The 13,948-nt window shown below is 68.3% G+C and carries 15 protein-coding genes; 7 read left to right on the top strand and 8 right to left on the bottom strand.

Going from position 1 to position 13,948, the window contains the following annotated elements; genetic code table 11:
* Positions 1-255: 255 nt before the first annotated feature.
* Positions 256-1,359, bottom strand: a complete 1,104-nt coding sequence (locus ACWF7A_RS10330) for a DNA alkylation repair protein (RefSeq protein WP_452250143.1) — start codon at positions 1,357-1,359, stop codon at positions 256-258.
* Between the two features lie 42 nt (positions 1,360-1,401).
* A complete protein-coding gene (locus ACWF7A_RS10325) occupies positions 1,402-2,352 on the bottom strand; it encodes a helix-turn-helix transcriptional regulator (RefSeq protein WP_452250142.1) in 951 nt (316 codons plus the stop codon).
* A gap of 137 nt (positions 2,353-2,489) precedes the next feature.
* Between ACWF7A_RS10325 and ACWF7A_RS10320 the strand changes: the two genes are divergently transcribed.
* Positions 2,490-3,347, top strand: a complete 858-nt coding sequence (locus ACWF7A_RS10320; protein ID WP_452250141.1) for a DUF6585 family protein — start codon at positions 2,490-2,492, stop codon at positions 3,345-3,347.
* A 3-nt stretch (positions 3,348-3,350) separates the two neighbouring features.
* On the opposite strand, the gene ACWF7A_RS10315 is transcribed toward ACWF7A_RS10320, so the two are convergent.
* Positions 3,351-3,851: a hypothetical protein gene (locus tag ACWF7A_RS10315; RefSeq protein WP_452250140.1), complete on the bottom strand. Its 501-nt coding sequence runs from the start codon at positions 3,849-3,851 to the stop codon at positions 3,351-3,353.
* A 185-nt stretch (positions 3,852-4,036) separates the two neighbouring features.
* Here ACWF7A_RS10315 and ACWF7A_RS10310 point away from each other — a divergent pair, with 185 nt between their 5' ends.
* A complete protein-coding gene (locus ACWF7A_RS10310; RefSeq protein WP_452250139.1) occupies positions 4,037-4,801 on the top strand; it encodes a DinB family protein in 765 nt (254 codons plus the stop codon).
* 659 nt (positions 4,802-5,460) lie between these two features.
* On the opposite strand, the gene ACWF7A_RS10305 is transcribed toward ACWF7A_RS10310, so the two are convergent.
* Positions 5,461-5,949 carry an SRPBCC family protein gene (locus ACWF7A_RS10305; protein WP_452250138.1) on the bottom strand — a complete coding sequence of 163 codons (489 nt, stop codon included), beginning with the start codon at positions 5,947-5,949 and terminating at the stop codon, positions 5,461-5,463.
* A 222-nt stretch (positions 5,950-6,171) separates the two neighbouring features.
* Between ACWF7A_RS10305 and ACWF7A_RS10300 the strand changes: the two genes are divergently transcribed.
* On the top strand, positions 6,172-6,300 hold the full coding sequence (locus tag ACWF7A_RS10300; RefSeq protein ID WP_452250137.1) for a type I-E CRISPR-associated protein Cas6/Cse3/CasE: 129 nt from the start codon (positions 6,172-6,174) through the stop codon (positions 6,298-6,300).
* Between the two features lie 152 nt (positions 6,301-6,452).
* Here ACWF7A_RS10300 and ACWF7A_RS10295 read toward each other — a convergent pair whose 3' ends face one another.
* Together ACWF7A_RS10295 and ACWF7A_RS10290 are read right to left on the bottom strand one after the other, a co-directional pair.
* The gene (locus ACWF7A_RS10295; protein WP_452250136.1) at positions 6,453-7,469 is read right to left on the bottom strand and encodes an aldo/keto reductase; all 1,017 of its coding nucleotides are present in this window, start codon (positions 7,467-7,469) and stop codon (positions 6,453-6,455) included.
* Between the two features lie 523 nt (positions 7,470-7,992).
* Complete coding sequence (locus ACWF7A_RS10290) at positions 7,993-8,529, bottom strand: HSP18 transcriptional regulator (protein WP_452250135.1); 537 nt, start codon at positions 8,527-8,529, stop codon at positions 7,993-7,995.
* Between the two features lie 126 nt (positions 8,530-8,655).
* Here ACWF7A_RS10290 and ACWF7A_RS10285 point away from each other — a divergent pair, with 126 nt between their 5' ends.
* The 4 genes from ACWF7A_RS10285 (at position 8,656) to ACWF7A_RS10270 (ending at position 10,114) form a co-directional block, all read left to right on the top strand.
* Positions 8,656-9,093, top strand: coding sequence for an Hsp20/alpha crystallin family protein (locus ACWF7A_RS10285; protein ID WP_452250134.1), 438 nt, complete (start codon positions 8,656-8,658; stop codon positions 9,091-9,093).
* A gap of 14 nt (positions 9,094-9,107) precedes the next feature.
* The gene (locus tag ACWF7A_RS10280; protein WP_452250133.1) at positions 9,108-9,356 is read left to right on the top strand and encodes a hypothetical protein; all 249 of its coding nucleotides are present in this window, start codon (positions 9,108-9,110) and stop codon (positions 9,354-9,356) included.
* 267 nt (positions 9,357-9,623) lie between these two features.
* Positions 9,624-9,941 (top strand): hypothetical protein, encoded by a 318-nt coding sequence (locus ACWF7A_RS10275; protein ID WP_452250132.1) that lies wholly within the window; start codon positions 9,624-9,626, stop codon positions 9,939-9,941.
* 20 nt (positions 9,942-9,961) lie between these two features.
* A complete protein-coding gene (locus tag ACWF7A_RS10270) occupies positions 9,962-10,114 on the top strand; it encodes a hypothetical protein (protein WP_452250131.1) in 153 nt (50 codons plus the stop codon).
* A gap of 307 nt (positions 10,115-10,421) precedes the next feature.
* Here ACWF7A_RS10270 and ACWF7A_RS10265 read toward each other — a convergent pair whose 3' ends face one another.
* Together ACWF7A_RS10265 and ACWF7A_RS10260 are read right to left on the bottom strand one after the other, a co-directional pair.
* The gene (locus ACWF7A_RS10265) at positions 10,422-11,699 is read right to left on the bottom strand and encodes a glycosyltransferase (protein ID WP_452250130.1); all 1,278 of its coding nucleotides are present in this window, start codon (positions 11,697-11,699) and stop codon (positions 10,422-10,424) included.
* A complete protein-coding gene (locus ACWF7A_RS10260) occupies positions 11,696-13,909 on the bottom strand; it encodes a glycoside hydrolase domain-containing protein (RefSeq protein WP_452250162.1) in 2,214 nt (737 codons plus the stop codon). The genes ACWF7A_RS10265 and ACWF7A_RS10260 overlap by 4 nt, the downstream gene beginning before the upstream one ends.
* Positions 13,910-13,948 lie beyond the last annotated feature (39 nt).

Raw genomic sequence — 13,948 nt, 5'->3', positions numbered from 1 at the left:
GGCTGCATTTCTACAATCACCACCGAGCCCACTCCGCCCTCGGAGGCCAACCACCCATCACCCGGCTGACCAACCTCCCCGGACATCACACCTAGGCGCTGTCCTGCAAGTCTCGTTGGGCGACAGTGGCGGCCGAGGGACCCGGAGGCGGCACCGCCGCAACGCGCGAATACGCCCGGTATGAGGGCGTCGCGGCGGCACCGCCTCCGGGTCTCTCGCCCGCGCCTGTCACCGAACGAACTTGCAGGACAGCGCCTAGTCCTCGGCGGCCAGCTCGAACTCCGCGCGGTCCGTCTCCACTCCGTTGACCTGCAACGAGATCGCGTGCCCGCCGGGGTGGTAGCGGCGGGTCGTGATCGGCCGGAACGAGTGCTCCCGCGTCACCTGGACCCGTTCGCCCGGGGCGAGCGTCCGGGTCGTGAGCTTGAAGGTCTTGCCGGTCTGTCCGCCGTTGGCCTTGCGGTGGTGCACGACGTAGTCGATCGTGAGCGCCGCCTCGGCGTCACCGGCGTTGTGGATCGAGGCGGTGAACCGGACGCTGCCGCCGAACGGGACGACGTCCTGCTCCAGGCGGGGTCCGTCGACCTCCACCGTCACGGGCGCGAACCCCAGCAACGCGAGCGCGTCGCGGTCGCCGCGCTTCACCAGCGTGCGCAACCCGTGGCGGACAAGGCGTTCGGTGTTCGCGTCCCCGTTCTCCAGCCAGCGGCGCGCCGTCTCGACGACGAGCCCGGCGTGGTCGCGGCTGAGGTCGTTGAGGTGGTTGGCGACCGAGCGGCGCACGTAGTCGCTCTCGTCGCGGTACAGCGAGTCCAGAATGGACACCGTGACACCGGGGCGGGCCAGGATCTCCGGTACCCGCACCGCCCAGGGCAGGTAGGGGCGCGTGCCCTCGGAGGCCAGCCTGCGGACGTGCTCGTCGGCGGACCCGGTCCAGCCGCCGATGACGCCGAGGGCGCGGTCGAGGTCGTGCCGCAGCAGAGTCCTGATGGCGAACTCGGCGGTGAGCCGCCTGGTGAGGTCGGCGAGCAACGCCATCGCGTCGTCGAACGCGTCGGTGTCCTCCTGGACGGCGAGGGTGGCCAGCGCGCTGGTGACGGGCCAGATCAGCCAGCCGGTGAACTGCGGCGCGTGGTCACGGGCGGTGCGGACGGTCCGGGCCAGCACGGCGTACCCACCGGGCAGGTCGGCCAGCAGGGCGTCCCTCAGCAGGTCGGCGCGTTCCCGCAGCGGCAACGGGGCGATCTGCTTCGGCGCCGCCCGCAACGCGCGGAGGTCGGCGTCCGGGGCGGCGAGCTGGATCGCCTGGACGAGGCTGGTGACGGCGGAACGTCCGAGGAGTTCGTCGGCGGAGGGCATGCGGCTCATCCTAGGAACTGACCCGGTCAGAACCTGTCCTGGTCAGGGCGTGAGGGCGTCGAGCTGCGACCGGAGGCGGTCCCGCAGCACGGCACGCAGGTCGTCCGGCTCGACCGAGGACAACGGCACGGCCAGCGCGATCAGGCGGGTGGCGAGCTCGTCCAGCGAGGTGCCACCGAGGGTGACGCGTGTGGTCTCCGGGCCGACGCTCTCGTGCGTGCCCGACCCCGGCGGCACGAGGCGTTGTGCCTCTTCGAGCGGTACAGCCAGCACCGCGGTCGCGTAGACCGGGTAGTCGCTGGTCAGCATGTGGGCGACCAGGCGCGCGGCGTCCGGAGGGGTCTCGATCCGGACCGGCTGCCCGGTCGGCCGCGCCTCCACCACGCGGTCCGCCCGGAAGGTGCGCCACTGCCCGCGGCCGACGTCCAGCGCGACCAGGTACCAGCGGTGGCGGGTCCGCACGAGCCGGTGGGGATCGACGGCGCGATCGGTGAGACGACCCGCGCTGTCGCGGTACCCCATCCGCAGCCGGTGCCCGTGCCGGCAGGCGTCGGCGAGCTTCAGCAGCACCTCGAACGACACCGGGTCGCCGGGCCCCTGAGCGGTGTGCACGACGGAGTCGGCGAACGCGGTGAGCCGATCGGCCACCCTGCGCGGCAGCATCCGCTGGAGTTTCGCCAACGCCGACAGCGCGGCCTGGTCGCTGCCCAGCACCCCGCGCAGCGCCGTCTCCCGCAACGAGACCGCCACCGCCAGGGCTTCGTCGTCGTCCAGGCCCAACGGGGGCACCGCCGTGCCCGGCCCCATCCGGTAACCGCCCCACGGCCCGGGGTCGGACTCGATCCCGTAGCCGAGGTCCCGCAACCGGGCGACGTCACGCCGCACCGTGCGTTCGTCCACCGCCATGCGTTCGGCCAGCTCGCGGTTCGTCCAGGCCGGCCGGGTGGACAGCAACGACAGCAACCGCAACAACCTCACCGGCGTACTCGACACACCGCGAGAGTAGACCGGCAGAACGGACCCATCAGTTCTCCGAATCGCTCCGCCACTAGATCATCCGAACCGCCACGGCACGCCCGCGGCTCGTGGTTCCATCGAGCCACAACAGATCGCGGTGGCGGGGAGCACGGATGTCGATTCAGTTCTTGGGTGACCACGCGATCCCGCCGGAGGTGACGATCGCGGCCGCCAACAGGGGGCTCGGTCAGGCCAAGGCCGCGCTCCGGGTGCCTCATCGGGTCGGTACCGAGGAGGAGGCCGCGAAGGAGAAGGCCAACGAGCTACGCGAGGCCGTGCCCGTCTTCGCCGCGCTGCTCGCGCCGCTGGTCCTCGGCGGGCTCACCTGGTGGATCAGCGAGAGCATCGGTCTGGCCATCGGAGTGGGCGTCGTGCTGACGATCGTGGGTTTCGCCGCGAACACGTACTACATGAACCGGAACGACAAGAGCGGCAACGAGGACCGCGAGCGCGTCTACCTGTACGGCGAGGGTTTCGCGCTACCCGCGCAGGACGGGGTGCCCGCCCGCGCGTTCACCTGGGACGAGGTCGAGGCCGTCCACCAGATCGTCACGGACAACTACGTCAACTACCAGCACATCTTCACCGTCCACGCCTACAGGCTCGTGCTGCCGGACGGCGAACTGGTCGTCTTCCGGGGCGTCGAACAGCCGGACAAGGTACCCGCCACCGAGGTCCTGAAGCTGGGTCCGTTGCTGATGAAGGAAGTCTTCGACCGGCGACTGCCCCTGGCCGTGGAGGCGATCAACGCGGACCGCACCGTCGGCTTCGGACCGCTGGCCCTGTCGGGCTCCGGGATCACCACGCCCGGCGGGCTCGTCGCGTGGGACGAGATCGAGGACCTGACGACCAACGCGGGTCAGCTGGTGCTCACCGCGACGAGGCGCAAGCCGGGGAGCTACGCGATCGGCGACATCCCCAACTTCGAGGTCTTCTGGACGCTGGCGCAGAACCTCCGCTCGCAGAACTGACCGTCAGAGTCCGAACAACGCGGACGCGTTGCCCGAGGTTGTCTCAACGCAGTCGATCGCGATCTGCAGAGCAGCCGTGGCGTGGTCGAGTTCGCGCTGCTGGATGCGCGGCTCGGCCAACGACACACCGAACGACCGCGGATACCGCAGAAGCGCCGCCCACGATCCGGCCTTCCAGTCCAAGAACCGCCCCACTGCACCCTGAGCCGAGATGAACGCCGCCACGGTTGCCGGGCCGAACTCGGCGGAGTCGGTTCCTGCTGTCTGCATCCGCCGGTTCAGGCGGATCATGCGACGCTGGTGTGTCCGCACTGTCGTCGGCGCATAACCGTTGTGCCCCAACCACTCGGTGAAACCCGCCGCGTACGGCGCCAGCGGCCCAGAGATCTCCAACCGCGCACGAGACCACGTCATGAACTTTTCTCCTGTCTGGATCTGGCGTTGACCCAGGCGGAGAAACCAGTGCACGGCCGCAGAGCCATGGTCATCGGCGTCTCGGTCCAATCGGGCAGCCTGTTCGCCGTTGACCGGGCACCGCCGGGACACGGGAGTTGACTTTCTTGCTGTGCACCGAGGAGATGTGGTTCAGGACCTCGTCTCGATGTGCCGTCCTGCGCCGCGCATCGAGTCGACGCTAAGGGCCGTTGCCGAACGTGGCGCGGACAGGACGGATGAGCCAGACTGCGTCGATGGTTTCCGAATACGTTCAGAGCGACCAATTCCGCGGTGCTCGTATCCACCTGTCCAATCTCGCGGGCCTGGAGATCCGCGATTGCGAGGTGGACAATCTGAAGATCGTCGACAGCTACGGCAGCGACGTCTACCTCGGTGGCTTCTTCGAGCGCCTCGTCGTCAACGACGTCGACGTGACCGCCTACGTCGAGGCTGAGCTCGACCGCCGGCACCCCGCGCGGACGCTGGCGCGGAATGCGGTGTCCCCGGAGGACTACCGGGCCGCTTGGGACGCCATCGAGACCCTGTGGAACGCGACGCTCGACCGGGCGAGGCTGTTGCCCGAGGCCACATTGCACGAGCAGGTCGACGGCGAGTGGTCGCTGGTCGAGACACAACGGCATCTGCTGTTCGCCTGCGATGCCTGGCTCGGCAATGCCGTGCTCGAGGAGGAAGCGCCCTACCATCCGTTGGGCTTGCCCGCCGGGGGGACACCACCCGACGCTGCGGCGAGGCTCGGCCTCACCCTGGACGCCGTCCCGACGCTCGACGAGGTGCTCGCGCCGCGGCTCGCCCGCATGGCCGCGATGCGGCGTGTCGTCGACGGGCTCACTGCGACCGAGCTCGACCGGGCGTGCGGTCGCAAGCCGGCGGACATGTATCCCGACCAGGAGTACGTCGTGCGCCGCTGCCTCAAGGTAGTGCTGAAGGAAGAAGCCGAGCACCACCGTTACGCGGTGCGCGACCTCGCAGTGCTCGAAGGTGTGTCCGAACCGCAGTAGTCGCCGAGCGATTCCCGGCCAAGTGGCGACGCGGAAGCAGCCGCTTGCGTCCGTGCCGGGCGGCGGATTCGAGGCCACTATGGGTCTCTCGCGCGATTGCGGCTGGTCGCAGGTTTCGGAACCACGGCAGCAGCACAACCAACGCCAGGAAGTTCGACTCGCCCTGCGACCGGCCTCGAGCCCACTCGATGGTGGGCAAGAAGATCACTCCGCACGTGCTGCGGCACTCGACCGCCATGCGACTCCCCCACGCAGGCGTCGACATCACTGTCATCGTCCTCTGACTCGGCCACGAAAGTGTTGTCACCAAGCAGATCCACGTCCACGACGACCTCGAGCTCAAAGAACGCGCTCTGGCCCGCACTGCCCGATCACCGCCGTCCCAGGCGACCGATCGGCACAACCACACGGTCTCCAGAGAAGCGCCACGTCCCAACGGCCCTCGATTGCCAGACAAGCACTGAACTGGGGCAGCGAATCGATTGAGAAGCTGTCGCCGCGCAGGCCCAGTCCTCTGCTGACTTGCCGCACGTAGGGAGATGCGCGCATCGAACGACGCACGCATCTCCTCTGGTTCTGCGGGTCACCCTGAAGGCGTCCTTGACCTTTTCGGCCGCCTGCAACCGAACTTCACTCCTGGATCGGCCACATCCGGCAGGTCACAGCGCGTCAGAGCCCGAACCGCTCTGACCGGGACGACTCACGTCCTCCCGCCACGCGCCGGTCTCGGCGCCGTTGCGGTTCTCGATGAATGTCTTGAAGCGATCGAGGTCGCCCTGGACCCGGCGGTCGAGGATGCCGAGCTTGTCGGCGACGTTCTCCACGAATCCTTCCGGGTCGACGTCCATCTGCACTGTCACGCGGGTCTCGTGGTCGTTCAGGCGATGCACCGTCACGACCCCGGCGTGTTCCGGCCCGCTGTCGGAGCGCCAAGCCACGCGCTCGTCGGGATGCTGTTCGGTGATGGTGGCTTCGAACTCACGGGTCACGCCGGCGATGCTGACGGTCCAGTGGGTGTGGGTGTCGTCCAGCTGCACGATCCGCTCCACGCCTTCCATGAACCGCGGGAACTCGGCGAACTGGGTCCACTGGTTGTAGACGCTGGTGACGTCGGACTCGACGTCCACGGACTTGGTGATCGTGCTCATGCCTGAGCTCTCCCCTGCGTTGAGACGTATTCAGATGGGGCGGGCGCATCGAAGACGCGCGGCCGCTCTGGAACAGCAGTACCCGGCGAAATCGACTCAGAAACGATCCGAATGAAGATCCGCCCCTGGGACGCGGGCCACACCACGGACCGAAGCACTGTCGTGCGACAGGTCTGATGTGCTGGACGCCCTCACGGCTACGGCGCTCGAGGAGCTCGACCCGTGTTCGAAGGCCTCCTCCTCCACATCGCCGGCCCGGACCAGTTGCGGCACAGCCTCACCCACGGACTCGGCCCACCGAAGGGACAAGGCTTCGGACTGATCACCCTCGCGCTGGTGAGACGTGCCTGACTTTCGCAGGGTCAGACTGGTCTCCGAACACGGCTCTGTCCTTTTAGGTGATGTCCGGGGCACTACCGGACAAGACGGGTTATCAGGGGGTTGCTTCCCTCTGCCCTGCACAAATTCGTGACACCGCCGCAGGGGTGGTGCGGTCGCGAGGGTCAGGTGGTGCGTCGTCGAAGTTCCGGCTGCGTGAGCGCGGGTGGGGTGTAGGCCACGTCGATCGGCCCGACATCGGTTCCCGGCGTGACTACTTCGTCGATGCTGTCGAGGAGGTCGTCGTCGAGGATCGTGCCGGCACCGGCGAGCAGGTCGTCGAGTTGAGCAGACGTGCGCGGACCGATGATCGCCGACGAGACCGACGGGTGGGTGGTCACGAAGGCCAGCGCGAGGTGGGGCAACGGCACACCGGCCTGGTCGGCGAGTTCCGCGAGCGCTTCGACGGCGTCGAGCTTGCGTTCGTCGGTCATGTGCCTGCCCGCCCAGTGCAGGCGGCCGCTCGACACCGTTTCCGCACTGCCCCTGCGAAGGCGCCCTGCCAGTAGCCCCATCGCCAACGGGCTCCACACCAGCACGCCCAGCCCGTATCGCTCGCAGACCGGCAGGACCTCGCGTTCGATTCCGCGGTTGAGAATCGAGTAGTGCGGCTGTTCGGTCCGGTACCGGGCCAGTCCTTGCCGTTCCGCAACCCACTGCGCTGCGACGATGTCCGACGCCGGCATGTTCGAGTGGCCGATCGCGCGCACCTTGCCCGCGCGCAGCAGATCGGTCAAGGCGCCAAGGGTTTCCTCGACATCGGTACCGGGTTCGGGATGGTGCGCTTGATAGAGGTCGATGTGGTCGACCCCCAGGCGACGCAGAGACCCCTCGACCGCCGACACGATCCACCGACGCGAACTGCCGCGCTGATTGGGATCAGCCCCCATCGGGCCGTTGAACTTCGTGGCCAGGACGACGTCATCGCGGCGGCCCCGCAGGGCCTTGCCGAGGATCTTCTCCGACTCGCCACCGCCGTAGACATCAGCGGTGTCGATGACGTTGATGCCGCCGTCGAGGGCGCGGTGGACGATGCGCGCGCAATCGTCGGCATCGGGGTTGCCGTACGGACCGAACATCATGGTGCCCAGAGCGAAATGGCTGACCTGGATTCCGGTCCGGCCGAGCGGGCGGGTGTGCACGAGGTTCCTCCTGGCGGCCTTCGGAAGAGTGCGGCCTGTTCCGACGGCACTCTTCGGGTACTGGTTGTTTGACTGGAAAGCCAGCGACGACAACCACGATGTCAGCAGTACCGGACTGGGAACGTCCTCTACTTCCGAGTGATGCGGTCACAGTGATCCGTCCCCGGCGACAGCTTCCGGGCGTTCGTTCCGTATCGGACTGCGGGACAGTCCACCAAGGTCTTCAGCGCGCAAGGACTGGCGCATCACCGAAATCCGCGACGCACTCCCGTGCCATGACTGCCCATCCCGCTCGAGCACGAATGGTTCAGCCGCGCGGTGTGATGTGCTGCGGTCAGCCCTAGTCGAAGCCGCGCTCGCAGTCGTTCACGCTGCGCCCTACCGCACAGCCCGCCCCAGAGCGCACGCTGGACGCCATCACCGCCTCAGTGATCGAGGACGTCAGCGGCAAGCCCTGCCACGGCCTGCTCGTGCTCCGTTGCGGTCGCCGATTCACGGCTTGGCCTGGTGATCACGGGTCGCGCTAGTTGACCTCGTCGCGGCGACTCTGGGTGTCACGGCGTACCTGGTCGATCTGGTCGTTGACGGCGGCGATGCGGTCGGCCAGCGCGGGATGCTTGGAGCGGATCCTGTCCTGCGCGTCAGTGAGTGGACCCAGCAGTCCCGCCGCGTCGTCATCGGACAGTGCCGCCCGGACCGTGTCGTCCACTTCTCCGACCGAGCCGGCCAGGGTGCGAAGCGTGATGACGTTGTCCTGAGCCCACGACGAGACGGCGCGGTCGCCTGCTCGGCGGTCGCGTTCCGCCTGCACGCGTTGTTCACCGGTCGCGCCGACCAGGTCGGACGGACGCAGGCGCAGATAGCGGCGTTCAGCGGCCTGACGGCTCGCCACTCCCAGTGCCGGAGCGAGGTCGGCCCAGCTGGTGCCCAGTTCACGAGCGGCGGCGATCAGCTGGGGTTCCCAGTCCGCCAGCTCGGAGCGCAGGCGGCGCAGGAGCATCAGGGCGGCCAGCACCTGGTCCGCGTCCAGGTTCTCCACGCCGTTCGCAGCCGCGCGCAACGCCTGATGATCATCCGCCGACACAATGTCATCCTTCCGACGACTTTTGGACTTGTCATCGTTCCGACGACATGCTACAACAGAGGAGCGCGTTGACAGCAGGACAGAACTTCGAGGAGGTGGCGGATGTTGATGCGCACTGATCCGTTCCGGGAGCTGGACCGGTTGGCGCAGCAGGTGTTCAACGGGCCGGGAACGTGGTCACGGCCGACGGCGATGCCGATGGACGCCTACCGCACGGGTGACGAGTTCGTGGTGTCGTTCGACCTGCCTGGCGTGACGGCGGACGCGATCGAGCTCGACGTCGAGCGCAACGTGCTGACCGTGAAGGCGGAACGACGGCCGAACATCACCAGCGACGACGTCGAGATGCAAGTCGCTGAACGACCGCTGGGCGTGTTCTCCCGCCAGCTGTTCCTGGGCGAGACCCTCGACACCGAACGCATCCAGGCCGCGTACGACGCGGGTGTGCTGACCCTGCGCATCCCGGTGCTGGAGAAGGCAAAGCCACGCAGGATCGCCATCGCGGGCACCGAGCAGGACGTCAAGCAGATCGACGCCTAGCCAGCGGGGCGATCGTGGCCACGCGCACTGTGGACGACGAGTTCCTCGCACTGGTCTGCGCAGACGCGGACCTGCTCAGCGCGGAGTTCGACGCGATCATCGAAGCGAACTGGGGAGAGCCGCTGCCCTCCCCATCGCCGCGCCGATCGGTACCGCCGGCGCGGCACAGCACCGTGCCACGTCCGCACGCCACCGACTACTTCCCGGGCGGCGTACTGGCGCGGCAACGTTCTCCTCCGCACCGGAAGGCAGGTGATGTGTGAACACGTTCGACACGAGAACGTCCGGCCGACCGCTCACCCTTTCCGGCGAATGCAGTGGAATCCAATTTCCTGGGACCACGCGGACAACGCACGACCTGTGAGCCGCACGGACATCTCGACCTGATGGCCCCGCATCGCGACGCGGTGCGGGGCCATCAGGCTGCTGCCTGGACCGAACCGGTCCCGGACCCGACTCCGCATCGAAGAGTCCTTCCTGGAGAACGGCTGCCGAGGCATAGCCGCGGACGGAGCGGATACCCGTGGGTCATGAAGACCGAGGAACTGCGGAAGTTCGTCCTCGACCGGCTCGACGAGGACGAAAGACGTCTTGCTGACGAGAAGTTGCCCTTGCTCGACGAGGCGGAAGGCCGGGGCGAGCTGCGCATCACGCGCTCGGACGACGGCGCAGGACTGCTCCTGCTGCCCGGTCCGATCCAGGCACCGCGGGAACGGGAACTGGTGCCGTTCCCGGAGAAGGTCGCGCTGCTGCGGACCGAGGTCGAGCAAACGACCGACGAGGCCACGTTGCGTCTGCTCGCCGGTGCGTTCAACACCCACCACGGGTGGCAGGAGGAATGGCGATGACGACGCCCGAACCTGACCGCGTGACTGCGGAGAGCGAGCTGGAGGACGCGGACATAGGCGGTGAGCACACGCGTCCCACCGTCGCCGACGAGAACACCGGAGGCCCGCATCGGGGCCCCGACGAGTCCGAACCCGCAGGCCGGGGCGGGGACGGCGGCATGGATCCCTCATAACCGCACGAACGTCGGGGCGAGCCGCTGTGCGCGGTTCGCCCCGATCGCGTTCTAGCGAGTCAGCTTCGCCTGCGGGAGGCGGAACCGCGTATTCCGTTGCGAACTGATCCGCAGAGCGGTGGATCGGAGCCCGAGGGGCATCGAAGGGGCGCCGCCGACAGGCCGTACTTCTGCGCGCAGAGCTCGATGATGCTGCGGCCTTCGGGCGTGCCGTCGGCCAGGCTCGACAGCCGGACGACCTCGGCGAGCCTGCGCTCGTCGACGCCACTCGCGGCGTACGTCGTCGGGCCTGCTGGGGACGCTCGGGTCAGGCCGTCAGTGCGACACCTGTGTCGGATGTGGTGAAGAGGTTGTCGAACACTCGGACACGGTCGAAGGACAGGGCGTGTTCGCGTGCTCGGTCCGCCATGAGCTCCCGTTCCTCGGCTGTCATGTCCAGCACCACCCAATCGAGCGCGGCGGCGATGTGGGCGGTGTTCCCCGCCTCGACGAGGATGGCCGTCTCGCCCACCGCTTCGCCGACGCCGCCGGTGGTGGTCGTGATCACCGGCCCGCCACCGGCGAGCATCTTCTCGGTCAGCGCGATGCCGAAGGTCTCGACGAAGTCCGGTTCGGGCTTGGTCGGCAGGACGTACACGGCGCAGCCGTTCATCAGCAGCGGCTTCTCCTCGTCCTCGACGTCGGTGAGGAAGAGGATCCGGTCGTCGCGCCGGGTGATCGTCTGGAGGTGCTCCAGTTCGGGGCCGTTGCCGGCGATCACGAGTTTCAGCCGCGACCGTGCCTGGCTCTGGGCGAACGCGTCCACCAGGTCGTAGATGCCTTTGGCCCGTGTCAACCGGGAGAGGAACAGCACGTACCCGTCACGTTCCAGGCCGCGTCGCACCAGGGCCGCGTCCACGCGCGCCGGATCCAGGTCGAGGTAGGCCGAGGTGTCGATCGGCGGGTAGCTGACCGATATCCGCCGATCGCACTGCCGGGCGAACCGGGTCCCGCAGTGCGCGTCGACGGCCTCCGCACAGGCAATGATCTCTCGCCTGGTGTAGTCCGACACCGCGATCACCTGGTCGTTGGCGAGGAACCGGGTGAACAGGACCACGGCCGCCCCGAACCGCTCCTCGCGCAGGCACGAGCGGATCACGTTGGTGACGTCCGAGCCGACCGCCTTTGCGATGGTGTGGACGTCAGGGGCGTAGCCGGCCGCGCGGGCCGCGTCGACGGCGTCGCGGACCACGGCGTCGTGGGGAGCGAGGTACATCGACACGCAGGTGGTGGGGACCGGTTCGGCGAGCAGTTCGACCAGGCGTCCTGTCAGCCCGGCGAGATGGCGGCCGTCGGGTACCCGGTAGTCGCCGACCGGCTCGGGCCGCTCCACGGTGATGCCCTCGCTGTAGGGCAGGATCCGGTCCAGCGGCTTGAGCGGCAGACCCGCGGCCTGCAGCACGGGGATCGGCCACGTCAGCAGCCGGACGTCGTCGAAGCCGCGGGTGAGGGCGACCTCGGCCAGGTTGCGGGCTTCTCCGGAGTGACCGCAGATGACCGGGTCGGCCCGGACCACGATGACGAGACGGCGGCGTGGCGTGCTCACGTTCGAGCCCCCTTTCCGAACGGGTCTGACACGGATGGCGGCAGGATCTTGCGTCCCCACTCCGAGGGTTGAGGCCCGAGTTCGAGGAGCAGTCGGCCACCGGCGTGGATGTCGGACGCGCGCAGGTGTGCGGCATCCAGTGGTTTGCCGTCCAGTCGTGCGGACTGCACGTACTGCGGCGGAGGGTGCTCCTCCAACCCGTCGGAACTGATGGACGTCTCGCGGTGTCCGCGGGTCTCGATGACGAAGTCGCGGTCCCCGAGGTGCAGGGTGGCGCGGCTGAAGGCGGGCGCGTTGACGAGGAACAGGTTCTGCCCGGCGACCGGGAACAGGCCGAGCGAGGCCCACACGTACCAGGAGCTCAGCCCGCCCGAGTCGTCGTTGCCCGGCAGGCCGCCCCGGCCGGTGCCGAACTGCCAGGTCAGCGCCGCGTGCACGATCTCGGCCGTGCGGTCCGGCCGAGCCGCGTAGTGGTAGGACCACGGCGCTTCCATGTCCGGCTCGTTGTTCAGCCCCTCGAACCGGTTCAGCAGGTACCCGGCCGCCATCTCCGCCGGGTCGGGCCGCCTGCCGGGCTGCGTCACACGCGGGGCGCCGTAGCCGAAGAACGCGTCGAGTGTGCTGACGAAGGCTTCGTTCCCACCGACCATCGCGATTCTCGCGGCCATGTCGTGCAGCAGCCGGAACGAGTAGTTCCACTTGCCGCCTTCGTAGAACGACGAGTCGAGCAGCAGACCGGTGTCCGGGTCGAACGCGTTGGACCACAGGCGGCTTCGCTCGTCGAGGTCGTCGGCGAGCTGGACGTCGTTCAAGGACCGGGCGACACCGGCGGTGCAGTGGCAGGCGTAGGCGAGGTCGAGCGTGTGCGAGATCGGGTGTACCACGCCGTGCTCGTAGAAGTCCTCGCCGTACATCCGGCGCAGGTCGTCGTGCATGTGCACCAGTGCCCAGGTCCAGTCCAGGTCGCCGAGATCGAGGGCGTGCACGTCGGCCAGCGCGGTGTGGACCAACGCGCTCGCCTGCCGGAAGAACCGGTCCGCGCCACGCGCCATCCGGTAGCCGACGGGGAAGTTGCCTTCCTCCTCGCACACCCGGATCAGCGACTCCAGAAGATCGACCGCCCGGTCCGGGCAGAGGGCCATGAGCAGCGGCAGCTGGGTCTTGTAGATGTCCCACATCGTGCAGATGTCGAACGCGAAGGGTCCGGAGGACGGCCAGAACGGGCTCTCGTCGTCGGCGAAGCACGGCTTGATCAGCGAGTGGTACAGGGCCGTCGCGAACACCTGCCGCCGGGCGGGCGACCCGCCCTCGACCTCCACCCGACCCACGTGGTCGTGCCACCGTTGCCTGGTGTGCGCCCTGACCACGTCGAAGGCCGGCGCTCCCTCACCGCATTCGCGGTGCAGGTTCTCCCTGGCCTGGTCACAGCCGCGCAGGGAGAACCCGATCTGGATCTCGACGCTCTGCCCGGCGGTGGTGGGACCCATGTAGAGCATCCCGAACGGGCGCGACGTGGTCTGCCTGATGCGGTCGAAGTCGAGCCGTGTGCCGCCTTCGATCAGCCGGCGGTCGTGCCAGAGCATCTGCCGCCAGCCCGGGCTGTCGACCCTGATGTACACCGACAGCGGCACGCCCTCCACCACCACGGTTCCCTGGGCGCGGCCGTTGCCGAGGCTTTCCACGTGCGCCCGCAACGGCACTGTGCGACCGAGGTCGATGGCCAAGCCTCCGCACGACAGGTCGACGACGACCCGTGCGCTGCGATGTTCGGGGAAGGCGTACCGGTGGACGGCGACCTTGGCACCGACGGTGACCTCGCACCGAATGCCCGTGTCGAGTGTGGCCGCGTAGTACCCGGCCTCAGCGGTCTCGTCGTGCAGCGGCCATGCCTCACCGAGGACGTCCAACGGCTGCACCATCGGGGTCACCCGCACGTAGTTGTAGTACTTGCGGATCGCACCGGTGCCGGACTGCTGGAAGTGCGTGAAACCGGACGCCTGCAACCGCTCGAACAGGTCCTCCGGCTGACCCTCGGTGTTCTTCGCGTAGAGGCCGTACCCGGTCGGATAGGCACCGGAGTAGGCGCAGGCGGACACCATGCCCAGCGGCGACGTCGCGCCGGGGTGGGTGTTGCCGACCTGCGCTTTCGGCCACCACCAGGTGGCCGCCAGTCCCTGCGCCGCAGGCAGTGAGGTGGCAGCCGTTCCGATGAATGGATCAATCTCGTCGAGGATGACCCGACACTAGGT

This window comes from Lentzea sp. NPDC055074, assembly GCF_053608005.1.
Note: the sequence above shows the minus strand (reverse complement) of the source record. Positions and strands in the feature narration are given on the sequence as shown.